This window comes from Edaphosphingomonas fennica (assembly GCF_003034225.1).
GTDB lineage: Bacteria > Pseudomonadota > Alphaproteobacteria > Sphingomonadales > Sphingomonadaceae > Sphingomonas_E > Sphingomonas_E fennica.
The window spans coordinates 13,301-38,098 of sequence record NZ_PHHF01000040.1 but is presented as its reverse complement, the minus strand read 5'-3'; the positions used below and the strand labels follow the sequence as shown (position 1 = coordinate 38,098).

The 24,798-nt window shown below is 68.5% G+C and carries 23 protein-coding genes and 1 tRNA gene; 15 read left to right on the top strand and 9 right to left on the bottom strand.

All coding sequences use genetic code 11. The features are described from left to right. Positions 1 to 92: 92 nt before the first annotated feature. Entirely contained in the window at positions 93 to 1,838 is a 1,746-nt protein-coding gene (locus CV103_RS08985) for a hypothetical protein (protein ID WP_107394700.1), read from the top strand. Here CV103_RS08985 and CV103_RS08980 read toward each other — a convergent pair. Further along, positions 1,792 to 3,012, bottom strand: a complete 1,221-nt coding sequence (locus CV103_RS08980; protein WP_015458642.1) for an argininosuccinate synthase — start codon at positions 3,010 to 3,012, stop codon at positions 1,792 to 1,794. The two genes, CV103_RS08985 and CV103_RS08980, sit on opposite strands and share 47 nt — an antisense overlap. A 215-nt stretch (positions 3,013 to 3,227) precedes the next feature. Here CV103_RS08980 and CV103_RS08975 point away from each other — a divergent pair, with 215 nt between their 5' ends. The 5 genes from CV103_RS08975 (at position 3,228) to CV103_RS08955 (ending at position 8,585) form a co-directional block, all read left to right on the top strand. Beyond that, positions 3,228 to 3,845: a CREC-EF hand family protein gene (locus CV103_RS08975; protein WP_107394711.1), complete on the top strand. Its 618-nt coding sequence runs from the start codon at positions 3,228 to 3,230 to the stop codon at positions 3,843 to 3,845. Between the two features lie 218 nt (positions 3,846 to 4,063). Continuing rightward, entirely contained in the window at positions 4,064 to 4,921 is an 858-nt protein-coding gene (locus tag CV103_RS08970; protein ID WP_107394710.1) for a helix-turn-helix transcriptional regulator, read from the top strand. Between the two features lie 97 nt (positions 4,922 to 5,018). Then, complete coding sequence (locus tag CV103_RS08965; RefSeq protein ID WP_107394699.1) at positions 5,019 to 6,029, top strand: zinc-dependent alcohol dehydrogenase; 1,011 nt, start codon at positions 5,019 to 5,021, stop codon at positions 6,027 to 6,029. 55 nt (positions 6,030 to 6,084) lie between these two features. Continuing rightward, positions 6,085 to 7,353 (top strand): sulfotransferase family protein, encoded by a 1,269-nt coding sequence (locus CV103_RS08960; protein ID WP_107394709.1) that lies wholly within the window; start codon positions 6,085 to 6,087, stop codon positions 7,351 to 7,353. Continuing rightward, complete coding sequence (locus CV103_RS08955) at positions 7,350 to 8,585, top strand: hypothetical protein (protein ID WP_107394698.1); 1,236 nt, start codon at positions 7,350 to 7,352, stop codon at positions 8,583 to 8,585. The genes CV103_RS08960 and CV103_RS08955 overlap by 4 nt, the downstream gene beginning before the upstream one ends. Here CV103_RS08955 and CV103_RS08950 read toward each other — a convergent pair. Continuing rightward, the gene (locus CV103_RS08950) at positions 8,575 to 9,408 is read right to left on the bottom strand and encodes an arylamine N-acetyltransferase family protein (protein WP_107394708.1); all 834 of its coding nucleotides are present in this window, start codon (positions 9,406 to 9,408) and stop codon (positions 8,575 to 8,577) included. The two genes, CV103_RS08955 and CV103_RS08950, sit on opposite strands and share 11 nt — an antisense overlap. A gap of 50 nt (positions 9,409 to 9,458) precedes the next feature. After that, complete coding sequence (locus CV103_RS08945; protein WP_107394697.1) at positions 9,459 to 9,830, bottom strand: SpoIIAA family protein; 372 nt, start codon at positions 9,828 to 9,830, stop codon at positions 9,459 to 9,461. Between CV103_RS08945 and CV103_RS23060 the strand changes: the two genes are divergently transcribed. Both CV103_RS23060 and CV103_RS08940 read left to right on the top strand, forming a co-directional pair. Then, on the top strand, positions 9,829 to 9,954 hold the full coding sequence (locus tag CV103_RS23060; protein WP_269078705.1) for a hypothetical protein: 126 nt from the start codon (positions 9,829 to 9,831) through the stop codon (positions 9,952 to 9,954). The genes CV103_RS08945 and CV103_RS23060 overlap by 2 nt on opposite strands. Before the next feature lie 4 nt (positions 9,955 to 9,958). Beyond that, a tRNA-Gly gene (locus CV103_RS08940) sits at positions 9,959 to 10,032 on the top strand. Between the two features lie 65 nt (positions 10,033 to 10,097). On the opposite strand, the gene CV103_RS08935 is transcribed toward CV103_RS08940, so the two are convergent. Next, the gene (locus CV103_RS08935; RefSeq protein WP_070936223.1) at positions 10,098 to 10,880 is read right to left on the bottom strand and encodes a glucose 1-dehydrogenase; all 783 of its coding nucleotides are present in this window, start codon (positions 10,878 to 10,880) and stop codon (positions 10,098 to 10,100) included. 244 nt (positions 10,881 to 11,124) lie between these two features. On the opposite strand from CV103_RS08935, the gene CV103_RS08930 reads away from it, so the two are divergent. Then, positions 11,125 to 12,108: an acyltransferase family protein gene (locus tag CV103_RS08930; RefSeq protein ID WP_170112597.1), complete on the top strand. Its 984-nt coding sequence runs from the start codon at positions 11,125 to 11,127 to the stop codon at positions 12,106 to 12,108. A gap of 2 nt (positions 12,109 to 12,110) precedes the next feature. On the opposite strand, the gene CV103_RS08925 is transcribed toward CV103_RS08930, so the two are convergent. The 3 genes from CV103_RS08925 to CV103_RS08915 all read right to left on the bottom strand — a co-directional run bounded on the left by CV103_RS08925 (position 12,111) and on the right by CV103_RS08915 (position 15,173). After that, a complete protein-coding gene (locus CV103_RS08925) occupies positions 12,111 to 12,839 on the bottom strand; it encodes a class I SAM-dependent methyltransferase (protein WP_107394695.1) in 729 nt (242 codons plus the stop codon). Between the two features lie 18 nt (positions 12,840 to 12,857). Beyond that, a complete protein-coding gene (locus tag CV103_RS08920; RefSeq protein ID WP_015458631.1) occupies positions 12,858 to 13,814 on the bottom strand; it encodes a glycosyltransferase family 2 protein in 957 nt (318 codons plus the stop codon). Between the two features lie 126 nt (positions 13,815 to 13,940). Continuing rightward, the gene (locus tag CV103_RS08915; RefSeq protein ID WP_015458630.1) at positions 13,941 to 15,173 is read right to left on the bottom strand and encodes an FAD-dependent monooxygenase; all 1,233 of its coding nucleotides are present in this window, start codon (positions 15,171 to 15,173) and stop codon (positions 13,941 to 13,943) included. Between the two features lie 186 nt (positions 15,174 to 15,359). On the opposite strand from CV103_RS08915, the gene CV103_RS08910 reads away from it, so the two are divergent. Together CV103_RS08910 and CV103_RS08905 are read left to right on the top strand one after the other, a co-directional pair. Then, complete coding sequence (locus tag CV103_RS08910) at positions 15,360 to 17,708, top strand: FtsK/SpoIIIE family DNA translocase (RefSeq protein ID WP_107394694.1); 2,349 nt, start codon at positions 15,360 to 15,362, stop codon at positions 17,706 to 17,708. A gap of 54 nt (positions 17,709 to 17,762) precedes the next feature. After that, positions 17,763 to 18,428 carry a LolA family protein gene (locus CV103_RS08905; RefSeq protein ID WP_107394693.1) on the top strand — a complete coding sequence of 222 codons (666 nt, stop codon included), beginning with the start codon at positions 17,763 to 17,765 and terminating at the stop codon, positions 18,426 to 18,428. Positions 18,429 to 18,642: 214 nt separating this feature from the next. On the opposite strand, the gene CV103_RS08900 is transcribed toward CV103_RS08905, so the two are convergent. Beyond that, positions 18,643 to 19,245, bottom strand: coding sequence for a hypothetical protein (locus CV103_RS08900; protein ID WP_146163404.1), 603 nt, complete (start codon positions 19,243 to 19,245; stop codon positions 18,643 to 18,645). A gap of 331 nt (positions 19,246 to 19,576) precedes the next feature. Here CV103_RS08900 and CV103_RS08895 point away from each other — a divergent pair, with 331 nt between their 5' ends. Genes CV103_RS08895 through CV103_RS08885 form a run of 3 tightly spaced genes read left to right on the top strand, consistent with a single transcriptional unit; the run spans position 19,577 to position 21,926 of the window. Beyond that, the gene (locus tag CV103_RS08895; RefSeq protein WP_015458626.1) at positions 19,577 to 20,371 is read left to right on the top strand and encodes an exodeoxyribonuclease III; all 795 of its coding nucleotides are present in this window, start codon (positions 19,577 to 19,579) and stop codon (positions 20,369 to 20,371) included. Next, a complete protein-coding gene (gene ribA / locus CV103_RS08890) occupies positions 20,368 to 21,429 on the top strand; it encodes a GTP cyclohydrolase II (protein WP_107394691.1) in 1,062 nt (353 codons plus the stop codon). The genes CV103_RS08895 and ribA overlap by 4 nt, the downstream gene beginning before the upstream one ends. Continuing rightward, positions 21,426 to 21,926 (top strand): L,D-transpeptidase family protein, encoded by a 501-nt coding sequence (locus CV103_RS08885; RefSeq protein ID WP_107394690.1) that lies wholly within the window; start codon positions 21,426 to 21,428, stop codon positions 21,924 to 21,926. The genes ribA and CV103_RS08885 overlap by 4 nt, the downstream gene beginning before the upstream one ends. A gap of 117 nt (positions 21,927 to 22,043) precedes the next feature. Here CV103_RS08885 and CV103_RS08880 read toward each other — a convergent pair whose 3' ends face one another. Continuing rightward, a complete protein-coding gene (locus CV103_RS08880) occupies positions 22,044 to 22,979 on the bottom strand; it encodes a ribose-phosphate pyrophosphokinase (protein WP_015458623.1) in 936 nt (311 codons plus the stop codon). Between the two features lie 128 nt (positions 22,980 to 23,107). On the opposite strand from CV103_RS08880, the gene CV103_RS08875 reads away from it, so the two are divergent. Next, complete coding sequence (locus CV103_RS08875; protein ID WP_107394689.1) at positions 23,108 to 24,760, top strand: NAD+ synthase; 1,653 nt, start codon at positions 23,108 to 23,110, stop codon at positions 24,758 to 24,760. Positions 24,761 to 24,798 lie beyond the last annotated feature (38 nt).

Sequence of the window (24,798 nt, the reverse complement as noted above, 5' to 3'; positions counted from 1 at the left end):
CCGCCGCGCGGGCGGCCGCAAGCGGGGATTTCATCGCGCTCGGCGCCTTGTGCCGCTTCAAATCGCCGGCGCGAGGCAGTACAGGCCCGCCGGTGATTCTGATCCGCCGTTTCGCGATCGCGCTGGCCGCGATCCTCATCCTCGCGATCGCAGGCTGGTTCCGCATCCGCGGCACGCTGGCCGAACCGCTGTGGCTGGATGAGGCCTATAGCGCCTATGCCGCCGCCAAGGGCTTCGATTTCCTCTGGAATATCGTTCCGCTCTACGAAACCCATCCGCCCTTTTATTATTCGCTGCTCCGGCTCTGGACCTTGGGCTTCGGCGATTCGCTCGCCGCGCTCCGCGCGCTCGGCATCGCCTGCGGGCTGCTGACCGTGCCGGTGACGGTGCTGGCGGCGCGGGAAGCGGCGCGGCTCGTCCGCCTGCCGGCGATGCCGGTCATGCTGGCGGCGGGGCTGGTGGCGGCGCTTTCGCCGGCGCTGGTCGAAATGGCGCGCGAGGTGCGCCCCTATCCGGTGCTGATCCTCGTCTATGCCGCCGCGCTCCTCGCGCTGATCCGCGCCGCGCGCGGGGTGGGGGCGGCGGGGCGCATCCCGCGCCGGCCCTTCGCCGCTTATTGCGCCTGCCTGCTGCTGGTGCTCTGGCTCCACAATCTCGGCCCGCTTTATGCCGCCGCGCTCGGGCTCGCCTCGCTGCTGCTGATCGCCCGGCCGGGGCTTTCGCGGCGGGACTGGGCGTTGCTGATCGGCGGGCAGGCGCTGGCCGGGCTGCTCTATCTGCCGGGCCTCCTCATCCTGATCGATCAGGCGCCGACCTGGGTGAAATCCACCTGGCTGCATTTCTCCACGGTCAATCTCGTGCCGCGCCTGGCGGAAATCTATGTCGCGCAGGGCACGAAGGGGATCGTCGGCGGCTGCCTGCTCCTGCTCGGCGCGATCGTCCTGCTGGCTTTGCGCAGGGGCGGCTGGCGGCTGGCGGCGGCGCTGCTGGTCGCGGCGCTGCTGCCGGTCGCGGCTTCCATCGCCCTGTCGCTGCTGGTGGCGCCGGTGTTCATCGTGCGGACGATGACGGCGGCGGCGGTGCCCAGCCTGATCCTGATCGCCATCGGCATGGGCGGCGTATTCGGGCTTCCCGGCTGGCTGCGCCGCATCGCCATGGTCGCCGCCGGGGTTTGCCTGATCCTGCTGGCGGGCCGGATGGCGGTGATCGACGTCCGCCGTCGCGCCAGCCCGCCGATGCAGGACTGGTATGCCGCCGTCCGCTGGCTGGAGCAGCGCTACCGCCCCGGCGACATGGTATGGGCCTATCCCAACGAAGGCGCGCTGCCGTTCGATTATGCGGTCCGCGATCTCGGCCTCAGGATCGCCACCCGGCCGATCCCGACGCCGATACCGACGCTGGATGGCGGGCCGGGCGCCTGGAATCCCACCGGCAGCCGGGGCGTCTTCTCGCTGCCGGCGGATCGGCTGGCGGCGATCGCCGATGCGCCGGATGCCCGCGCGGTGCCGACCATCTGGCTGCTGCGGCTGGGCGCCAACGCCTACGACAAGGGCGATCATCTGCTCGACGCCCTGGATCGCACCCGCGTGCGGGTGGGCGATTGCGAAAGCTATCCGATCGACATCATCGGGCTCGCCCGGCTCGACGTCGCCGGCCCGCCACAGATCTTCCCCGAGGATCGCGCGCCCTGCGAGCCAGATGACAAGCCGCCCGTCCGCCACAAAATGAAATCGCCGCCCCCGCGTGACGGGGACGGCGATCGTTTCTCGACGAAGAAGAAGCGGGCCGCGCTCAGCGGCCGTCGCGGCGGCCCAGCAGGCGCAGGCGCAGCGCGTTGAGCTTGATGAAGCCGGCGGCGTCGCGCTGGTCGTAGGCGCCGGCGTCGTCCTCGAACGTCACCACCTTCTCGCTGTAGAGCGTGTAGGGGGACTTCCGCCCGATCACATGCACGCCGCCTTTGTAGAGCTTGAGGCGGACGGTGCCCGTCACCTTCTCCTGGCTGTGGTCGATCGCGGCCTGCAGCATCTCGCGCTCGGGCGAGAACCAGAAGCCGTTGTAGATCAGCTCCGCATAGCGCGGCGCCAGCTCGTCCTTCAGGTGCGCCGCGCCGCGATCCAGCGTGATCTGCTCGATCCCGCGATGGGCGAGGTGCAGGATGGTGCCGCCCGGCGTCTCATACATGCCGCGCGACTTCATGCCGACGAAGCGGTTTTCGACCAGGTCGAGACGGCCGATGCCGTGGGTGCGGCCGAGATCGTTGAGCTTCGCCAGCAGGGTGGCCGGGCTCAGCCCCTCGCCGTTGATCGCCACCGCGTCGCCGCGCTCGAAATCGATCGTGATGATCTCCGGCTGGTCGGGCGCGTCCTCGGGATTGACGGTGCGCGAATAGACATAGTCCGGCACCTCCTCCCACGGATCTTCCAGCACCTTGCCCTCGGACGAGGTGTGGAGGAGGTTGGCGTCGGTGGAGAAGGGGCTTTCGCCGCGCTTGTCCTTGGGCACCGGGATCTGGTGCTTCTCGGCGAATTCGATCAGCGCGGTGCGGCTGGTCAGGTCCCACTCGCGCCACGGCGCGATCACCTTGATGTCGGGCGAAAGCGCGTAATAGCCCAGCTCGAAGCGCACCTGGTCGTTGCCCTTGCCGGTGGCGCCGTGGGACACCGCGTCCGCGCCGACCTGCTTCGCGATCTCGATCTGGCGCTTGGCGATCAGCGGCCGGGCGATCGAGGTGCCGAGCAGGTAGAGCCCTTCATAGAGCGCATTGGCGCGCATCATCGGATAGACATAGTCCTTCACGAACTCCTCGCGGAGATCGTCGATGAAGATATGCTCTTCCTTGATGCCCATCAGCCGGGCCTTGGCGCGGGCGGGTTCCAGTTCCTCGCCCTGGCCGAGATCGGCGGTGAAGGTCACGACCTCGCAGCCGTAGGTCTGCTGCAGCCATTTCAGGATGACGCTCGTGTCGAGCCCCCCCGAATAGGCCAGCACCACGCGCTTCACATCGTTCGTCATCTTGATCTCCGAAAGGGGGCCGGATTCCCGGTGCGGGCGCGCTCTGCCACAGCGCTTGGCCACGGTTCAAGCGCGATACAGGCAGGCGGGCCAAAGATGTCAGCGTTGAAACTTGCTTTCAGCGTCGAACACGGGCCGCAACATCCCCCTGCGAATCAGGGAGGGTGCAGAACGAGAATCGCACGTTCGATCGACAGGATGAAAGGAACAAGTCCATGAAGAAGTTCGTCATCGGCGCTTCGCTGGCCGCCCTGGTCGCCGTGCCGGCCCTGGCCTTCCAGGATGCGCCGCGCGCGCCCAAGGCTCCGCAGACGCGGGCCGAGGTGCAGGCGCAGGTCGCCGAGCATTTCGCCCGCATGGATCTCAACAAGGACGGCTTCGTCACCCAGGAGGAGATCAAGGCCGGCCGCGAGGTGCGGGCGAAGGCGCGGGCCGACCAGCGCTTCGCGGCGCTGGATAGTGACAAGAACGGCCAGATCAGCCGTGCCGAGTGGGATGCCGGCCGCGAACATGCGAAGGAACGCTTCGCCGAACGGCGCGGCGGCGATCACGGCCCCGGCAAGGGCCGGGGCATGCGCGACCATCACCGCATGGGCGGGCATGGCTGGGGCGGCCAGGGTGCTGGCGGCTGGGGCGACCGGATGTTCGCCATGGCCGATGCCAACAAGGACGGGAAGGTCTCGCTGGCCGAGGCGACCGCGGCGCGGCTCGCCTGGTTCGACCGGATCGACACCAACAAGGATGGCACCATCTCGCCCGAGGAACGCAAGGCCGCCTTCGATCAGATGCGCGCCCAGCGGGCCGATCGCAAGGCGCCGCCCGCCGGCAACTGACGGTCGGCGCCGGCCTTCCGGCGCACGGCCCGCCTTGATGCCGTCGGCCTCCACGCGAGGGGCCGGCGGCATCGTCGTTTCCGGGAAGGGAACGGCGTCCGCCCGCCCGGTTTGCACGGCTGCCTATCGGCGCTATGCTGATTCAACTGCCGTCCTGTCCACGCAAGATGGGAATTGACGGCGCGAACAATGTCATCCTTCGAAGCGAGAGGCGGGTGATGGCGCATACCAACTGGACGACGCTGGCGGAAACGCGGGCGGGCGGGGTCGTCGCCCAGCTCCGCCAATATGAGCTGCCGACGCCGGTGGAGATGACCGTGCGCGAGACCCAGCCCGTCATCAGCATGATGATGCCGCCCTATCCGGTGGAACGGCTGGGTCGCTATGAAGGCGCGGGCGCGGACTATCACGGCCTCGGCAACATCGTCTTCACGCCGGCGGCGGCCGATTGCCAGTTCCGCGGGGACGGCGGCCGGCCGGTGAGCATCAGCTGCCTGTTCGATCCGGCCCTGTTCGATCGCGTCGTGCCGATCGGCGAGGGCTGGAGCCGCAGCCGGCTTGCCGCCACGCTCGACATCGGCGGCACGGCGGGCGGCGCGATCGATCGGCTGCTCCGGCGCATGGCCGAGGAACTGCGCGCGCCTGGCTTCGCCGCCGACATCATGGTGGAAGGGCTGGGCCTGGCCACGCTGGCGGAGCTTGCCCGTTTCCTGCGCGCCGGCAAGGTGCACGAGTCGCGCGAGAGCGGCCGGCTGAGCGCGGGCCAGCTCCGCCAGCTGGAGGAATATGTCGACGCCTTTCCCCGCCAGCCGCCGACCATCGCCACCTTGGCGAGGTTGCTGGGCATCAGCCCGCGCCGCCTCACCACCTTGTTCCGCGATACCACGGGGCTCACCGTCCGCGCCTGGGTGGAGGGCCGGCGCATGGAGCAGGCCCGGCGGCTGCTGACCGAGGGCGATCTGCCGCTGAAGGCGATCGCCTATGATCTGGGCTTCGCCAATCAGGGCGTGTTCTCCACCGCCTTCCGCCGCATCGCCTGCATGACCCCCAGCGCCTATCGCGACGCCTATCGTTGACCGGGCGGCGCAACAGCCTGCCCGTATGCGGAAGACATAGCCGGCGCGCGCTTGTGCCGGCGGGCTTATGCTGCCGGCAAAAGCAAGGGAGGGTTGGATGAAGGCCGTGCGCGTCCACGGGCCGGGCGATGTCCGGCTGGATGAGGTCGAGGCGCCCGTGGCGGGCGAGCGCGACGTGGTGGTCCGGGTGGCGGCCGCGGGCATTTGCGGCAGCGACGTCACCTATGTCCGCACCGGCGGCGTCGCCGCGCCCGCGACCGAGCCGTTCGGGCTGGGGCATGAACTGGCCGGCACCGTCGAAACGGTGGGCGCGGCCGTCCAGGGCATCCGGCCGGGCGACCGGGTGATCGTCAACCCGATGGGGGATGGCAACGCCATCGGCGCCGGCGTGCCGGAAGGCGCCTTCGCCCCCCGGCTGCTGGTGCGCGACGCCACCCTGGGCGGCGCGATCCACCGCATCCCGGACGATCTCTCCTTCGATCGCGCCGCGCTGGCGGAGCCGCTCTCGGTCAGCCTCCACGCCGTCAACCGATCGGAAGCGAAACCGGGGGATCGCGTCGTGCTGTTCGGCGCGGGGCCGATCGGGCTCGGCATCCTCATCTTCCTGAAGCAGCGCGGCATCACCGATATCGCCGTGGTCGACACCACCGATCACCGGCTCGATCGCGCCCGCCGGCTCGGCGCCACCCTCACCGTCAACCCGGATCGGCAGGATCTGCGCGAGGCGCTCGGCGTCGCCTTCGGCACGGGCGAGCTGTTCGGCTGGCCGGTGGTGAATGCCACCCATTGGTTCGAGGTGACGGGATCGGCGGCGGTGGTCGATTCGATCGTCGCGCTCGCGCCTTTCCATGCCCGCATGGTGCTGGTGGCGGTCCACCACGATCCGGTGCCGGTCAATTTTCAGATGGCGCTGGGCAAGGAGATGACGATCGTCACCTCCATGGCCTATCCCGATGAATTCCCGGACGTGATCGCCGCGATCGAAGGCGGCGTCGATCTTTCGCCGATGATCAGCCACGTCCTGCCCTTCGCCGATTTCGAGGCCGCCTTCGCTACCGCGCAGGATCGCCATGCCTCGGCCAAGGTGCTGGTGACCTTCGATGACTGAGATTCAGGCGATGACCGAGATCCGGGCGATGACGGGGATGCAGGCGAAGACCGGGATGGAGGAGGCGCCGGCGATCCGCATCGCCGATCTCGCCCTGCCCGTGCTCACCGATATGCAGGCGGCCGCGATCGCGGCGGCCCCGCCGGTCGCGATGGAGGTGGAGGCGGTGCTCGCCGCCGCGCGGGCCGCCACCGGGCTTGCCGATTTCGGCGCGCCCGATTTCCGCGAGCGGCTGGCCATATGGCTTGCCGCCTTCGATGCGGACAAGGGCCTCGGCCCGCTGGGCCGCGCCGGCCTGTTCGGCGATTGCGTGCGCTATGCCTCCACCCGGCTGCGCGTCGAGGATATCCATCGCCGCCATCCCGAGATCGTCGATGTCGCGATCGACCGGCCGATCATGATCGCCGGGCTGCCGCGATCGGGCACCACCCATCTCGTCAACATCCTCGCGGCCGATCCGCGCCTCAGGTCCATGCCGCTCTGGGAAACGATGGAGCCGATCCCGGCCGATGATGCGCCGGCCGTGCCGGGGGAGGACCCGCGCTTCACCCGCACGCGGGTGATGTGGGGCCAGTTCGAGGCGATCGTGCCGCTGATGCCGGCGATGCACGAAATGGCGCCCGATCATGTCCATGAGGATATCGAGCTGCAGGGCGCGGACTTCTCCTCCTACCTGCCCGAATGGCTGAGCCGGCCTTATGCCTGGCGGGATTATTATGCGGCGCACGATCAGACGCCGCATTATGCCTATGGCCGGCGCGTGCTGCAGGCGATGACGTGGTTGCGCGGGCCGAACCGCTGGGTGATGAAGTCGCCGCCGCACATGGAGAATTTCGGGCCGTTGCTGGCGACCTATCCCGACGCGACCGTGATCGTCACCCATCGCGATCCGCTGGCGGTGATCCAGTCGGCCGTCACCATGCTGGCCTATGGCGATCGCATCCGCCGTACCCTGCCGATCGACCTCAAGGAACTGGCCGATTATTGGATCGACCGGATCGAGATGCTGCTGCGCGCCTGCGTTCGCGATCATGATCTGCTGCCGCCGGGCCGGTCGATGGACGTGCTGTTCCACGAATATATGGCCGATCAGAAGGCGGTGATCCGCCGCGCTTATGCGCTCGCCGATCTCGATCTCACGCCCGAGGCCGAAGCCGCGATCGATCGCTATCTCGCCGCCAACCGGCGCGGCAAGCATGGGCAGGTCGCCTATGACCTCGCCGGCGATTTCGGCGTCGATATCGGCGCTTTGCGCGAACGCTTCGCCTTTTATTACGATCGCTTCCCCGTCCGGCGGGAGCGGATGGCCGGGGAGGCCCCATGACCGATAGGACCAGCGAAACCGCGCGCCAGCGCCTGCTTTCCGGCAAGGCGTGGGACGATTTCTGCGAAACCATCCGCTGCACCGGCCATATGGTCGATCGCTTCGGCGAGGATGCCGACGCGCTGGACCGGGCCGAATGGTATCGCTTCATGACGCGGCTGATGCGCAACGGCTTCGAACGCTTCATGGAGAATTGCGAGCCCGATCGCCCCCGGCTGCGCGATGCGCCCTGGCGGCAGGGCATCAATTTCCAGTCGCCCGATCAGGATCACCTGCTCGCCGAGTTCGTCGACGGATCGGCCGATTACCGCATCACCGGCAATCGCGGCACCATCCCCTATTTCGTGATGGCGGCGTGGGAGGCGAAGCAGCCCGCCGACATCGGCGCCCGCGACTGGGCCGGGCGCGAGGTGGAGGGGCTGGCCGAATTCGATCCGGCGACGCTGCGCACCACCGGCTTCCTGCAAAGCGATGCGATCCGTTTCGACGCCAATGGCGATTTCGAGGTGATCGTCAGCCGGAACAAGCCGGCGGGCGACGTCGCCTGGCTGCCGATCACCGATCATTGCGTCGGCCTGCTGGTCCGCACCGTCTATCATGACCGCGGCGCCACGGTGCCGCCGGTGATGCGGATCCAGCGGCTCGACGGCACCGATCCGCGCCCGATCCGCCCGGCGGAGATGAGCGACGGGCTCGCCAAGGCGGGCCAGCTCGTCCTTGCCTATGCGGAACTGGTGCGAAGCTGGTGGCAGGACAATCTCGCCAAGCGGCCCAACCGCATCCGCTTCAGCCGCGCCGTCTATCTCTCCAATGGCGGCGTGCCCGATCGCCATCACGGCTTCGGCACGTGGCAGAAGGCGCCCGGCGAGGCGATCGTCTTGCGCTTCACGCCAACGCCCTGCGACTACTGGATCTTCCAGCTCTGCAACATCTGGCAGGAAAATCTGGATAATTATGAGGACGGCCAGGGCTATGTGCAGAAATACACCGCCCGCTACGAATCCGACGGGTCGGTGCTGCTGGTGGTGGCCGATGAGGACCCCGGTATCGGCGGCAACTGGATCGATCCCTTCGGCCACGCCCATGGCGGCTGGAGCCTGCGCCTGATCAAGACGGAAGGCGATCCGCCGCCCGTCACCCTCTATCGCCTGCCGCTCGCCGCGCTGAAGCGGGACGGCCTCGCCGCGCTCGATGCGGCGGAGGCGGTCGAGACCGGCGAGATCAGCGACTGAGCGCGAACAAGCCCAGCCCCGCGACCGCCGTGGGATCGAGCGCGATCCCGAACCGGTCGGCCAGCAGGCGCGACCAGCCTGCGGCGTCGCCGGCTTCGGCCTGATCGACGATCCGCCCGTCCGCCCGTTCGGTGAAGCTGCGGTCGGTGAGCGAGAGGAATCCCGTCTCCGTCACCCGGCTGGCGATATGCAGCCGGGTGAAGCGCGATGCCGGCGCGGTCGCCGTCCAATGGTTCGCCATCTCTAGATCGGCGGGCACCACCGGCGCCAGGGTGAAGCTGTATTGATCGGCCCAGCCATTGCCGTCGTGGCGTTCCAGTATCCAGGCGGATTCGCCGCCGATCACGCGTGCCGACAATCGGTGGCGGGCGCCATCGGGTGACGACGCCTCGGCACCGTCGCCGATCGGCATGGGCGGCGTGAAGGCGCCGCCGAAGCCCGCATCGGCGATCCACGGCCGGCCGCCCAGTTCCACGAGGTTGAAGCTGTGGGTGCGGGGCGGCGTCGTGCCCGTGGGGATCAGCCATACCCGCGCCAGCAATGGTCGCGCGGCAAAGCCCGCCGCCAGCAGCGCGCGCAGGAAAAGCTGGTTCTGCTCGAAGCAATATCCCCCGCGCCGCGCCGTCACCAGCTTGGCGAACACGCTATCCGGCGCCAGATCGATGCCGCGGCCCAGCATGATATCCAGATTCTCGAATGGGATGGCCAGCCGGTGCGCCCGCTGGATCAGCGCCAGCCCCTCGGCATCGGCGGCGGGCAATGCCGCCAGGCCGATCCGCGCGCAATAAGCGGCGCTCTCCCCGTTATCCAAGGCTGCGATCATCGGCGGCACGTCTCCCTCGCGCGCCGATGTGCCCGCGCCGGGGCCCGCGATCAATCCTTGGCGGAGGCCCAGGCCATCGCCGCTTCGGCTTCGCCTGGTTCGAAGGTCCTGATCGCCATGAAGGGTATGACGGGATCGAGCAGGCGGATGGCTGTCCTGATCCATTCCTTGTCGGTGATCACCGCCTCGCGCGAAAAGCGGTTGAGCTGGAACAGCTTGGACAGGCTGTAACGCATGTCCTTGAGGCCGGCCTGGAAGGTCATGTCGTGGAAATCGGCGAGGTCGGCGAGGATGGCGATCTTGTCGTGCCGGCCCAGCCGCGCCTCGATATCCGCGATCATCCGGTCATAATCGCCATCGTCGAGGATGCCCGACAGGCGGTAGGCGGCGACATGATCGGGCGAGGGCAGGATTTCCAGCATGGCGCTCTCCGTTGCGCGTGCAGGCGCGCTTCACGAAACAACGATCCTTGCCGGCTTCGGCTCCGCCGCCGAACAGGTTGACGACATGGGGCGGTTGATGGCAGTGGCAGCGCTTGGCCGTTAGGCGAGCGGGTATAGCATAGTGGTAATGCACTAGCCTTCCAAGCTAGCTAGAGGGGTTCGATTCCCCTTACCCGCTCCAGACTTCCTTCAGTATCTCAGGAAGCTGCGGGCGAAGGGGCATCCCTCCGCCCGCCGGGTGGCGCGTCAGTCGAGCACGGGCGCGCCGGGCATGCCCATATAATAATGGCCCGCGTTGAGGCCGCCATCGACCGACAATTCGGTGCCGATGCAATAAGCCGCGTCGTCGGACGCGAGATAGGCGGCGGCCGCGCCGATATCGGCCGGGTCGCCCGCGCGCTGGGCGGGATAGATGCGGAAATTGCGGTCATAATCCGCACGCGGCACGCCGGTGGGGTTGGCGAGCGGGGTGTAGATGCCGCCGGGGTGGATGGAGTTCACCCGGATGCCGCGGGGCCCAAGCTCCAGCGCGGCGGCCTTGGTGAAGCCGCGCACCCCGAATTTGGACGCGCAATAAGCGGTCAGTGCATTGGCGCCGGAAATGCCATCGGCCGAGCTCATGTTGATGATCGATCCGCCGCCCGCGCGCTCGATCGCGGGGATCACCGCCTGGGTGCCGATCATCACCCCCATCAGGTTCACGTCGATGATGCGGCGCATCTCCGCCTCGCTCAGGTCGTCCAGCCCCTTGAACACGATGATGCCGGCATTGTTGACCAGGCTGTCGATCCGGCCGAAGCGCGCCTCGGCCGCGGCGATCACCCGATCCCAGTCGGCGCGGGAGGTGACGTCGAGATGCTCGTAGGCGGCGACGTCGCCCAGCTCGGCGGCGAGCGCCCGGCCCGCATCGTCCAGCACGTCTGCGATCACCACGCGCGCGCCCTCGGCGACGAAGCGGCGCACGATCCCCTCGCCGATGCCGCGCGCGCCACCCGTTACGATGGCAACCTTGTTCTCCAGGCGACGCATATATCCTCCCTCGATGCTCTGCATCGCCAATATGCGTAGCCGTGCCCGCCTGCAATCGCGGGTTGTGCGGAAAAGGGCGGCGGAACCGCGATGCCGGTGCGGGAAGCATCTTGGTCGATAGGGCGGAGCGATCCGTCGATTGACCCTTCTTCCTTTTGGGTTAATCCTTTAGGCGAGCATCGGGGGCAATGCGGAGTATCCTATATTGCCTTCATCCGATTCCGGCGGGACCGTCGCGGAAAGATTGCCCGCCAGTCTCGATACGGTGCGCGGCCTCGCCTGCCTGCTGCTGGTCTGCTTCCACGTCGTCGGCGATACGCCGGCGCGTGGGCTGGGGCTGCCGGCGGAATCGGGCTGGCATTATGCCAGCGACAGCCTTGCGCTGATCCGCATGCCGGTCTTCACCATCCTGTCCGGGTTGCTTTACGGCTGCCACCGCGCCAGCCTGCGCAATATCGAGGATTTCGCGATCAAGAAGCTGCGCCGGCTGGGAATTCCGCTGCTGGTGCTGACCTTGCTGATGTGGTCCGGCCGGTCGCTGGTGCATGGCGAGGATGTATCGCTGCCTTATGCGCTCACCCACAGCTATGAGCATCTCTGGTTCCTGCAGGCGCTGCTCTGGGTGTTCGCGTTCGTCGCGCTGGTCGATTGCCTGGCGCGGCCTTCGCCCGTCCGGCTGGCGATGCTGGTCGGCGGCGCGGCGCTGCTTTCGGCGCTGACCCACACCACTTCCTTCCTCTCGCTGGAACGCGCCATCTACCTGCTGCCCTTCTTCCTCTACGGCCTCTTGCTGTCGCAATTGCCGGCGGGTTTCCTGTCCCGGCGGAACGGGATAGCGGCGCTGGTCGCGGCGCTCGCGATCATGGCCTATGCGCAGGGCGGCCTGCTGGGGATCGTCCCCCGGCTGCGGCCGGGCGGAATCCTCGCCTTCGCCTGCGGGGCGGCGGCCTGCACCGCGCTGCTCGCATTATTGCCCCGGATCGGCGCGCTGGCGACGATCGGCCATTATTCCTATTCGATCTACCTCTGGCACGTCTTCTTCCTGGCCGGCGGCCGGATGGCGCTGCGCGCGGCGGGCCATGAGGATGTGCCGATGCTGTTCCTCGCCAGCGCCTTCTGCGGGCTGGCGGGGCCGATCCTGCTCCATCGCGTCGCGATCCGGCATGAATGGAGCGCGATCGCGCTGCTGGGGATCAAGCCCGCCCGCCGCGGGCTTCAGGCGGCCTGAGGTCAGGCGGGCTCGGCGACCAGGCCGATCGATACGCCGAAGGGCAGGCTCCGCCGGCCCACCCAGCGCCGCTCGACCGCGAATATGCCCTGAAGCAGGCGGTTGACCAGCGGGGAGGGCATCGCATCGTCGCCGTCCTCCTGCCCCCTGAGCTTGCCCAGCCCGCGCGCGGCGGCGATCAGCGGGAAGAGCAGGGTGTTGAAATGGGTGGCGTGGCGCACCTTCAGCCCGCTATCGGCAACGACCTTGCGGACATGCGCCATGGTGTAGCGCCGCTGGTGGTGGTGGGCGACGTCATGCGCGCTCCACATCCAGGGCGCGGCGGGCACCGTCACCAGGATGCGTCCGCCGGGGGCGAGCTTGGGCACCAGCGCGGACAGGGCCTCGCGGTCGCCGGGAATATGTTCCAGCACGTCGAGCAGGACGATGAGGTCGTAGGCGCCGTCGTCCAGCACCACGTCATGCGGCAGAAGGCCGCCCTTCACGGCGACGCCGGTGCGCTCCGTGGTCAGCGCGCGCGCGGCGTCGTCCGGCTCGATCGCGTCGACGGTGCCGTAGCGCTGGAGCATCGGGATGTTCGATCCCGTGCCGCATCCCACCTCCAGGATGCGGGCGCCGGGCCGGGGCCGGACCTGCTGTTCGATCAGCGCTGCGATGATGCGGCGGCGGGCGACGAACCACCAATGCGCGCCATCGATCTCGGCCATCCGGTCATAGATGGCGCGATTCATCCAATTCTGCCTTCCAAGCTAGTCCTGTCCTTCGATCCGTTCGCGGATCACATAGATGGGGCGACGCTTCACCTCCACCAGAATGCGGCCGATATACTCGCCCAGCACGCCCAGCGACAGCAATTGCACGCCGCCGAGGAACAGGATCGCCACCATCATCGAGGGATAGCCCGCCACATCCGCGCCGTAGATCACGGTGCGGATCACGACGAACGCCGCATAGACCAGTGCCACCAACGCGATCATCGCGCCCAGATAGCTCCATATCCGCAGCGGGACGGTGGAGGCGGAGGTGATGCCGTCCAGCGCCAGCGTCCATAATTTCCAATAGTTGAACTTGGTGCGGCCCACCTGCCGTTCGGCGCGGTCATATTCCACGCCTGCCTGGCGGAAGCCGGACCAGGCGAACAGGCCCTTCATGAAGCGGTTGCGTTCCGGCATCAGCTTGATGACCTCGACCACCTTGCGGTCGAGCAGGCGGAAATCGCCGGCATGCTCGGGTATCTTGTCCGACGAAAGCCAGTTGTGCGCGCGATAATAGAGATCGGCGGTCATCCGCTTGGGCAGCGAATCCGTCTGGCGATCGCGGCGGATGCCGTAGACCACCTCGCAGCCCGCGCGCCAGCGATCGAGCATCTCGCCGATCACCTCGGGCGGGTCCTGCATGTCGACATCGATCGGGATCACCGCGTCGCCCAGCGCATGGTCCAGCCCCGCCGAAAGCGCGGCCTCCTTGCCGAAATTGCGGGAGAGCGAGAGCGCCCACACCCGCGGATCGGCGCGATGGGCGGCGTGGATCGCGGCCAGCGTCGCATCCTTGCTGCCATCGTCGATGAACAGGATCTCCCAGCTCAACGGCGTGCCGTCCGGCTCGCGCAGCCCGTCCAGCACGCCGCCGACGCGGGTGACGAATGGCGCGATCGCGGCCTCCTCATCCTTGACAGGCACGATTACCGAAAGGCGGGGTGCGGTCATGCGCTGGCTTTCATCCGGTGGGTGTCCCGCGCATAGCCTTTCGCAGGCGCGGCGAACAGATGGCCTCGCGCGGCGGCCGGAGTAAAATCATCGCGAGGGGGAGTGGGCCGGCGGCGGGCCGGCCCGTCAGATGCGTTCGCCCTGGAGCAGCCTTGGCAGCTTGCCGGTTTCGCCCCTGGCCTCCGCCATGAAACGGCGCTTGAGCGGGGCGATCCGCTCCACCGCGCCCAGGCCGAAGCGCCGGATCGCCGATGCGGTGCGGCCGGGCACGCCGAACAGGCGGGTGAGCCCGTCGGTCGCGGCGGCGACCATGAAGGTATCGAGCGAGCGCCACCGTTCGTAGCGGGCGAGGAGCTGCGCATCGCCCAGGTCCATTCCCAGCCGCGCGCCTTCCACCAGCACCTCGGTGAAGGCGGCGACATCGCGGAAGCCGAGGTTCAGGCCCTGGCCGGCGATCGGGTGGATGCCGTGGGCGGCGTCCCCCACCAGCGCGAGCCGCGTGCCGGTGATCCGCGCGGCATGGTGGAAGCCCAGCGGATAGCTGGAAAGCGGCGAGGCGAGCTCCAGCGCGCCCAGCAGGCCGCCCATCTTGCCGGCCGCCTCCGCCGCGAAGGCGCGCGGGCCGAGGCCGAGCATGGCGGGCGCATCCTTGCCGGCGACCGTCCAGACGATCGCCGAGCGGTGGCGGCCTTCGGCATCGTCCACCAGCGGCAGGATGGCGAAGGGGCCCTGCGGATAGAATATCTCGTGCGCCACGCCCTGATGGGGATGTTCGTGGATCACCGATCCGATGATCGCGGCGTGATCATATTTCCAGTGGGCGATGCGGATGCCGGCGGCGTCGCGGGTGGGCGACCGGCGGCCCTCGGCGCCGATCAGCAGCGGCGCCTGCACCCTCCGCCCATCGGCCAGCGTGACGCGGGCGGACGTGCCGTCGCGCTCCACGGCGGCGGGGCGGGCGGGCATCAGCAGGGTGATGTTCTTCGCCGCCAGCGCCGTTTCGCGGAGCGCGACGCGGAGCGCCCGATTCTCGAACATGATTCCGACGGCGCCTTCATCCTCGCCCGGCTCGAATATCAGCGCCTGCGGGGTCAGCCCGTCCGTCACCCGGATCGTCTCGATCGGGCAGCCCTTGCCGGCCAGCCTGTCGCCCACGCCGATCGCCTGCAGCATCCGCCACGGCGCGGCGGCGACCGCCGATGCGCGCCCGTCGAAGCCGGCGGTAAGCGTCGCTTCCGGATCGGCGGGGTCGATCACGATCGTGCTCAGGCCGTGCGCATCGAGCGCGATCGCCAGCGTCAGGCCGACCAGCCCGCCGCCCAGGATGATGACATCGCTTCTGAGGTCGCTGCTTTCCATTCCCGCCTGCTAAAGCATTTTCGAGCCGGGTGGAAACACCCGACGGCCCGGACGATACGGAAAACCGGCCGCGCCGGGCGTCGCGCTTGACCCGGAGTCCGCCGCAGGCGATTGTCGGCGGACGGAACATTTCGGGCACGCCCGCCGGCCCCGGCCGCGCGGACGTGCGCATGGCGGGCAAGCAGCATGGCGATGGAACAACCAGTCTGGCGGGAAACCGCGCGTCGCGCGGCGCAGCGTGGCGGATCGATGGGCGGCGCGCTGGCGCTGCTCGCGCTGATGCTGGCGCTGGCCTTCGCGCTGGCGAGCTACCAGCCGACCGATGCCGCGCTCAACACCGCCGCCGGCGGGGACATCGGCAATATCCTGGGGCCGGTGGGCGCATGGGTGGCGGATCTTTTGCTCAGCCTGTTCGGCCCGCCGGCGGCGCTGCTGCTGCCGATCGGGATCATCGCGGCGCTCAGGCTGTGGCGCGGCGCCACCGTGGGCCGGTGGAAGCGATCGCTGCTGCTGTGCATCGCCGGCCTGCTGCTGCTGGGCATGGCGCTCTCGCTGCTGCGCGGCGGCTCGGTCTCCGGCCTGCCCGCCGGCTGGGGGGGCGTGCTGGGCCTCGTCCTCGCCAACGGCCTCGACGCCCTGATCGGCCTTGCCGGCAATGCGAGCTGGATCTCGGCACTGCGCGTCGCCGCCATCCTGCTGTTCGGGGCGGGTGGCATCGCCTTGTGGATCTGGGGCCTGGGGCTGGAGGCCGGCGAGCGCGAATGGCTGTTCCGCCGCCGCGATCGCGCGGCCGCCGATGCCGCCGATGCGGATGCGGACGAAACCCCGCGCCGCGAACGCCAGCCCGCGCGGATTCGCGAGGCGACGCCCGCGCCGCGCCCGCGCGCCACCGCCCTTGTCGACGAGGGTGAGGGCGAGGCGCCTTCCGGCCCCACGATCAAGGAGCCGGAGCGCCGGCCGCCGCCCAAGGAGGCGCGCCGCGAACAGCGCCAGCTGCCGCTGGGTGATACCTACACGCTGCCCCCGCTCACCCTGCTGGCGGAGCCGCCGGCAGCCGCTGGCCCCGCGATCGACCGCACCGCGCTGGAACGCAATGCCCGGCTCCTCGAAACCGTGCTCGACGATTTCCACGTCAAGGGCCGCATCGTCGAGGTCCGCCCTGGCCCCGTCGTCACCATGTATGAGCTGGAGCCCGCCGCCGGCATCAAGGCCAGCCGCGTCATCCAGCTTGCCGACGACATCGCCCGCAACATGTCCGCCCTGTCGGCGCGCGTCGCCACCATTCCGGGGCGCACCGTGATCGGCATCGAACTGCCCAACAAGGTGCGCGAGGCGGTGGTGCTGCGCGAGCTGATCGACAGCGCCGCCTTCGAGACCCAGGGCGGCGCGCTGCCGCTGGTGCTGGGCAAGAACATCGCCGGCGATCCGGTGATCCACGATCTCGCCCCCATGCCGCACCTGCTGGTGGCCGGCACCACCGGATCGGGCAAGTCGGTGGGTCTCAACTGCATGATCCTGTCGCTGCTCTACCGGCTGACGCCGGACCAGTGCCGGATGATCATGATCGATCCCAAGATGCTGGAACTCAGTGTCTATGACGATATCCCCCACCTCCTCTCGCCCGTCGTCACCGAGCCGCAGAAGGCCGTCCGCGCGCTGAAATGGGCGGTGGAGCAGATGGAGGACCGCTATCGCATGATGGCCTCGGTCGGCGTGCGCAGCCTGGCCAGCTTCAACGATCTGCTGCGCACCGCGCGCGCCAAGGGCAAGCCGATCACCCGCCGGGTGCAGACCGGCTACGACGCCGAGACCGGCCAGCCCATCTACGAGGAAGAGACGCTGGAATTCGAGGTGCTGCCCCAGATCGTCGTTATCGTCGATGAGCTGGCGGACCTGATGATGACGGCGGGCAAGGAGGTGGAATTCCTGATCCAGCGGCTGGCGCAAAAGGCGCGCGCCGCCGGCATCCACCTCATCATGGCGACGCAGCGCCCCTCGGTGGACGTCATCACCGGCGTCATCAAGGCGAACCTGCCGACGCGCATCAGCTTCCAGGTCACCTCCAAGATCGATTCGCGCACCATCCTGGGCGAACAGGGGGCCGAACAGCTGCTCGGCAAGGGCGACATGCTGTTCATGCCCGGCGGCAAGCAGATCGCCCGCGTCCATGGCCCCTTCGTCTCGGACGACGAGGTGCGCGCCGTGGCGGAGCATTGGAAGGCGCAGGGCACGCCCGAATATATCAACGCCGTCACCGAGGAGCCGGCCGAATCCTATGAGCTGGAAGGCGCGCCCACCGGGCCGGATGATCCCGAGACCAAGGATTATCGCCGCGCCGTGCAGCTCGTGGTCGAAAACCGCAAGGCATCGACCAGCTGGCTCCAGCGGCAATTGCGCGTCGGCTACAACTCCGCCGCGCGGCTGATCGAGCGGATGGAGAAGGACGGGGTCATCTCGTCCCCCGATCATGTCGGCCGGCGCGAGGTGCTGCTGGACGTGGGCGATCTCCCCGATTTCGGCCGCAGGCTCGGCTGATCGATTCGCCGCCGGTTCACAGCCTATTCAAGCCGCAGACGGCATCCCCGCGCCATGACCTACCCGGAGAAACGCATGATCCGCCCCTTCCTGCTTGCGCTCGCCGCGCCGCCGCTGGCCGCCGCGGCCGTCATCGGCGCCGGCCCGGTCGCGGCGCCGGCCGCCGCCGAGGCGGCCGATCCGCTGGCGCAGGTTTCGGCGCATCTCAGGGCCGTGAACACGATGACCGCGGCGTTCGCGCAGACCGACCGCAACGGCAAGACGCTGACCGGCACGCTCACCCTCAAGCGGCCGGGGCGCATCCGTTTCGAATATCAGAAGGGCGTGCCCCTGCTGGTGGTGGGCGACGGCAAGGCGCTCACCATGATCGATTATCAGGTGAAGCAGGTTTCCCGCTGGCCGATCGGCGATTCGCCGCTGTCGGTGCTGCTCGATCCGTCACGCGATCTGTCGCGCTTCGCCAAGGTGGTGCCCAGCGGCGATCCGAAGCTGCTCCTCGTCCAGGCGCGCGATCCCAAGCGGCCGGAATTCGGCACGATCACCATCGCCTTCAGCCGCGCGCCCTCGGCGCCGGCGGGGCTGATGCTGCGCGGCTGGACGATCGTCGACGCCCAGAACAACCGTTCGACCATCGAACTCGACAGCCAGGCCTTCAACATGCCCGTCGCCGACGGCGCCTTCCGCTGGACCGACCCGCGCCCGCGCGGCCCGCGCGGCTGATCGGCGCGACGGTAAACGATTTGTAATGTCCATTCATCCCGGCGACAGCTTTGGGGGCGTAGATATTCCCAAGCGGCCATGGAAGCCGCGCGGGATTTCCCCCTGTTGCCCGCGTCGCACATATCCATGTCCCGCCTTCGCGTGACGAACGCAAGGTCGGCCCCTGCTCCACGCCCCCGGAGCAGGGGCCATTCCTTTTCAGGGTGGCCGCCCTTCAGCTGCAGACGCGCTTGCGCACCGTGGTGACGTCCGTCACCCGGCCGCTGCGGGTGGCGATGGCGACGCACTGGCTGGTGCCGCCGTTCCAGTAATAAGCGGTGTGGCCGCCATCCGAATTGCTGTCCCGATCCACCTGGCGGAAGCCGCGGCGCGACAGTTCGGACTGCGCCCGGTCCCAGTCCTGGTAGGAAATGTCCGACAGGTTGACGTAGTCGCCATAGCCCCCGCGCGGATGATTGGGCCGGTAGGCGGTTTCCTGGTTCCGCTGCTCCACGCCCGCCGAATAGCCGTTGGCATAAGCGTCGCTGCGCGAATAATTATGGTAGGACTGGTTGTAGAGCCCGTCGCGATAGCCGCGTTCATAATCCGCTTCGGACTGGCTGTCCGAATAATGCTGGCCGTCGTCATGATTGTGGGATTTGTGGGCCAGCGCGATCACGCCGATCAGCGCCGCCGCGCCCACGGCGACCGCCGCCGCCGTATCGCCGCCACCGCCTTTCTGCCCGCAATCCGCCGCCGGCGTGGATGTGATCGCGTCGTAGCGGCCGTCCACCGTCGATACCGACAGGCACTGCTTCTTGTCGCGGTTCCGTTCCACCAATAGGTCCATTTGCGGTCGTCGCCGGTGCTGCCGTGCTGGAACGTATAGCCCCGCGATTCGAGCGCGGACTCCCCTGCCGAGGCGCGGGCGCCCACCAGATCGCGGACGTCGCCGGGTGTCGCCGCCAGGGCCGGCGCCCCCGGCAGCATGGCGATAAGGAACGACGCCATCGCGGCGCCGGAAACGACCTGCTTCATTCGATCTTCCCCATATCGATGATAGGCGGCGGGCCGAGGCTATCATGATTCTTCGCGCCCCGTAACGGATTGCAGCCGCCCGGTCGGGCTGGTGACTGGCGCCGGCGCGGCGGCATCGCTACATCGCGGCCATGTCCGATACGCTCAAGATCGCTTCCTGGAACATCAATTCGGTGCGCGCCCGCATCGATATCGTCACCCGCTTCCTCGAGGAGGAGCGGCCGGACATATTGTGCCTCCAGGAAACCAAGGTGGTGAACGACATCTTCCCCGGCGATCCGTTCCGCCGCATGGGCTATGTCCACCAGGTGCTGAACGGCCAGCGGATGCACCATGGTGTCGCGATCCTGAGCAAGGTGCCGCTGGACGAGAATCTCAACCATGACTGGCAGGATAATGGCGAGGCCCGCCATGTCGGCGTGCGCCTGCCCAACGGCGTCAGGCTGGAAAATGTCTATGTGCCCGCCGGCGGCGATATTCCCGATCGCGTGCTGAACCCGAAATTCGGGCAGAAGCTGGATTTTATCGAGCGGATGACGCGCTGGTCCGAAACGCTGGCCGAACCGACGCTGATGGTCGGCGATTTCAATATCGCGCCGCTGGAATGCGACGTGTGGAGCCACAAGCAGCTTCTCGACGTCGTCAGCCACACGCCTGTCGAGGTGGAGGCGCTGACTCGCCTGCAGCAGAGCCATGGCTGGATCGATCTCGGCCGGCATTTCCACCCGGCGCCGGCGCGGCTCTATACGTGGTGGAGCTATCGTTCGAAGGACTGGACCGCCAATGATCGCGGTCGCCGCCTCGATCATATGTGGGCGAGCCCCACGGTCGCCGCCGCGGCGACCGGCCATCGCGTGCTCGAACCGTGCCGGAGCTGGCTCAAGCCGTCCGACCATGTGCCGCTGGTGACGGAGTTCTCCTTTTGACGGGCCTGCGCGACGCCGCCCGCGCGCTGGACGCGCTGCGCCGGGGCTGGCCGGTGCGCATCCTATCGGCCGAAGGGGCGATCGCGGTGCTGGCGATCGAGACCGCCGACGACGGCCGGCTCGCCACCTTCGATCCCGATGGCCGCGCCGATGTGCTGCTGTCGAGCGGCCGGGCCGCGACGCTGAAGCTCGCCAACCAGCGCGATGCGGCGACGCCGGGAACCGCCGTCCGCATCGAACGCGCGCCCTGGCTCGATCTGCCGGCGGCCGTGGCGCTGGCCGATCCGGCGCTCGATCTGGCGACGCCGCTGAAGGGGCCGTTCCGCGCGATAGCCACGTCCGCGCCGGATGCCGCCGCCGCCGCCCTGCGGCTGGCGCGGCTGGCCGGCCTGCTGCCCGCCTTCTTCGTGCTGGACGACGGGGCCGGCGAGGTGGAGGTTTCGGCCGAAGCCATTGCCGGGCAGGATGCGCCGGGCAGGCTGGTCGTCGCCGCGCGGGCGCGCCTGCCGGTCGAGGTGTCCGAACGCAGCGAGATCGTCGCCTTCCGCAATGCCGACGACGCGGCCGAGCATGTCGCCCTCATCATCGGCGAGCCGGACGGGACGCCGCCTCTGGTGCGCCTCCACAGCGAATGCCTGACCGGCGACGTGCTGGGATCGCTGAAGTGCGATTGCGGGCCGCAGCTCCACGCCGCCCTCCACGAGATCGCCGATTCGCGCTGGGGCATATTGCTCTATCTCAGGCAGGAAGGGCGCGGCATCGGCCTGGTCAACAAGCTGCGCGCCTATGCGCTGCAGGATCAGGGCTATGACACGGTGGACGCGAACGTCCGCCTCGGCTTCGATGTCGATGCCCGCGATTTCGGCGTGGCCGCGCGGATGCTGCAATTGCTGGGGCAGGACAGGGTGCGCCTCCTCACCAACAATCCCGCCAAGGTCGCGGGGCTGGAGGCGGCGGGGGTCGCGGTGGTCGAACGGGTGGCGCATGCGATGGAGGCGAACCCCCACAATCGCGCCTATCTGGATACCAAGCGCGATCGCACCGGCCACCAGCTATGATCCGCGTCGATACCGGGGCATTGACGCTCGAGGCCGCCGGCCGGCGGATCGCCTGCGCGATCGGCCGTTCGGGCGCCTGCCCGGCGGCGGACAAGCGCGAGGGCGACGGCATGACGCCACTCGGCCTCTGGGCGATCCGCACCGTGCTGTTCCGCCCCGGCCGCGCTGGGCCGCCGGCGGGCCTCGCCCTGCCATGGCGCTGGACCCGCGCGGACGACGGCTGGTCGGACGATCCCGCCGACCCCGCCTATAATCGCCCGGTCCGGCATCCGCGTGCCGCTTCGGCCGAGCATCTCTGGCGGGAGGACGGGCTTTACGACGTGATCGTCACGCTGGGCCACAATGATGCGCCTCCCGTGCCGGGCCTCGGCAGCGCGATCTTCCTGCATTGCTGGAACGAGGCGAAACCGACCGAAGGCTGCGTCGCTATCGAAAAGGCCGCACTGCTCGACCTGCTGCCCCTGATCGGGCGCGGCGAAAGCGTCGAGATTCGCTGACCGCACGCACAACCGCCGTGCCGGCCCGGTTTCGGTATCCATCGCCGCAACGCCCGAATATCGGGCGCAGCGACAATGAATCGCGGCTTTCGTCAGGATGGCGGCCGGGCGATGGCCTCAGTCGAACAGCGACGATACCGACGTCTCGTCGGCGATGCGTTTGATCGCCTCGGCAAGCAGCGGCGCGATCGTCAGGTGGCGGATCTTCTCCGCCGCCGCGACCGCTTCCGGCGCGCCGATCGAATCGGTGATCACCAGTTCGCGCAGCTGCGATCCCTCCACGCGGGCGACCGCGCCGCCCGAAAGCACGCCATGGGTGACATAGGCGACCACGTCCTCCGCGCCCGCTTCCTTGAGCGCGGCCGCGGCGTTGCACAGCGTGCCCGCCGAATCGACGATATCGTCGACGAGGATGCAGAAGCGGCCGGTGACGTCGCCGATGATGTTCATCACCTCCGATTCGCCGGCGCGCTCGCGGCGCTTGTCGACGATGGCCAGCGGCGCGTTCTCCAGCCGCTTGGCCAGCGCGCGGGCGCGCACCACGCCGCCCACGTCGGGGGATACGACCATCAAATTCTTGCCGGCGAAGCGCGCCTGGATATCGGCGGACATCACCGGGGCGGCGAACAGATTGTCGGTCGGGATATCGAAGAAGCCCTGGATCTGGCCGGCGTGCAGATCGACCGAAAGCACGCGATTCGCCCCCGCCGTCGTCAGCAGGTTCGCCACCAGCTTGGCGGAAATCGGCGTGCGCGGGCCGGGTTTGCGGTCCTGCCGGGCATAGCCGAAATAGGGGATCACCGCCGTGATCCGCTTGGCCGACGCGCGCTTCAGCGCATCGATGCAGATCAGCAGCTCCATGAGGTTGTCATTGGCGGGATAGCCGGTCGACTGCACCACGAACACGTCCTCGCCGCGGACATTCTCGTGGATTTCGACGAAGACCTCCTCGTCGGCGAAGCGGCGCACGCTCGCCTCGGTAAGCGGGATTTCGAGATAGGCGGCGATCGCTCGCGCCAGCGGCAGGTTGGAATTGCCGGCCAGTAGTTTCATGTTCGTCCTCGCTGCCGCGTTTCGCGGCCTATTAGTCGTCAGATGCGCGCGGGGGAAGGGGGTAGGGCATTCGATGGAACGGCGGCCCGCTCTGGCCGTTCGATCCGTCCCGCTCTAAAGCAGGGGTCATGACCATGCGCCTTTCCATCCTGCTCGCCCAGCTCAATCAGAATATGGGCGATCTCGCCGCCAATGCCGATGCCATGCTGGCGGTGCGCGATCGCTGGCCCGAGGCCGATCTCATCCTGTTCCCGGAACTCCAGCTGATCGGCTATCCGCCCGAGGATCTGGTGCTGAAGCCCGCGCTGATCGCTCGCGCGCATGATGAACTGCACCGCATGGCCGCCGCCACCGCCGATGGCGGGCCGGCGATGCTGGTGGGCACGGTGATCGCGCTCGACGACGGGCTATACAATGCGATGGCGCTGCTCGATCGCGGTGCCGTGGCGGCGATGATCCGCAAGCATGAGCTGCCCAATTATGGCACCTTCGACGAAAAGCGGCTGTTCATGCCCGGCCCGCCGCCGGAGCCGATCCATTTCCGCGGCGTGCGCATCGGCGTGCCGATCTGCGAGGATATCTGGTTCCCCAAGGTGTGCGAGCAGTTGAAGGCGGCCGGGGCGGAGCTGCTGCTCGCCCCCAATGGCAGCCCCTATGAGCCGGACAAGGACGATCTGCGCCTGGCGCTCGTCCGCCGCCGCGTGGAGGAGACGGGGCTGCCGCTCGCCTATCTGAACCGCGTCGGCGGGCAGGATGAGCTGGTGTTCGACGGCTCCTCCTTCGTCGTCAACGCCGATGGCGCGGTCGCGGTGCAGATGCCGGATTGGGAAGCCGCCGAAACGCTCACCTTCTGGGACAGGGGCGCGGGCGGCTGGACCTGCGAGGCGGGGGAGCGCCATGCGCTCGATCCCGCGCCGGCGGATCTTTACCACGCGATGATGATCGCGCTGCGCGATTATGTGAACCGCAACCGCTTCCCCGGCGTGGTGCTCGGCCTGTCCGGCGGCATCGACAGCGCGCTTTCCGCCGCCGTCGCGGTCGATGCGCTGGGGGCGGACCGGGTATGGTGCGTGATGATGCCGTCGCGCTTCACGGTCGACGAAAGCCTCTCCGACGCGGCCGAATGCGCGCGGCTGCTGGGCGTGCGGCTCGATACCATCCCGATCGAGCCGGCGGTGACGGCCTTCGATGCCATGCTGGCCCCCGCCTTCGCCGGCCGCGCGCGCGATCTGGCCGAGGAGAATATCCAGTCGCGCATCCGGGGCGTCACCCTGATGGCGCTCAGCAACAAGTTCGGCCACATGCTGCTCACCACCGGCAACAAGAGCGAGATGTCGGTGGGCTATGCCACCATCTATGGCGACATGGCCGGCGGCTATTCGGTGCTGAAGGATGCCTACAAGACAACGGTGTTCGCGCTGTCCGAATGGCGCAACGCCAATCGCCCGTCGCTGGGCCTGGGGCCGGAAGGGCCGGTGATGCCGGCGAACGTGATCACCAAGCCGCCGACGGCGGAGCTGCGCGCCGACCAGAAGGATTCGGATTCGCTGCCGCCTTACGACGTGCTCGATCCCATCCTGCGCGGGCTGGTGGAGGAGGAGCTTTCGGTCGCCGATCTCGTCGCGCGCGGCTTCGATCGCGATACGGTCGCGCGGGTGGAGCGGCTGCTCTACATCGCCGAATATAAGCGCCGCCAGGCCCCGCCGGGGGTGAAGCTCGGCACGCGCAATTTCGGGCGCGACCGGCGCTACCCGATCACCAACGCCTTCCGCACGGCGTGATCGCGCCCGTTCTGGCCATCCCTGCCGGCTCCGCGCCG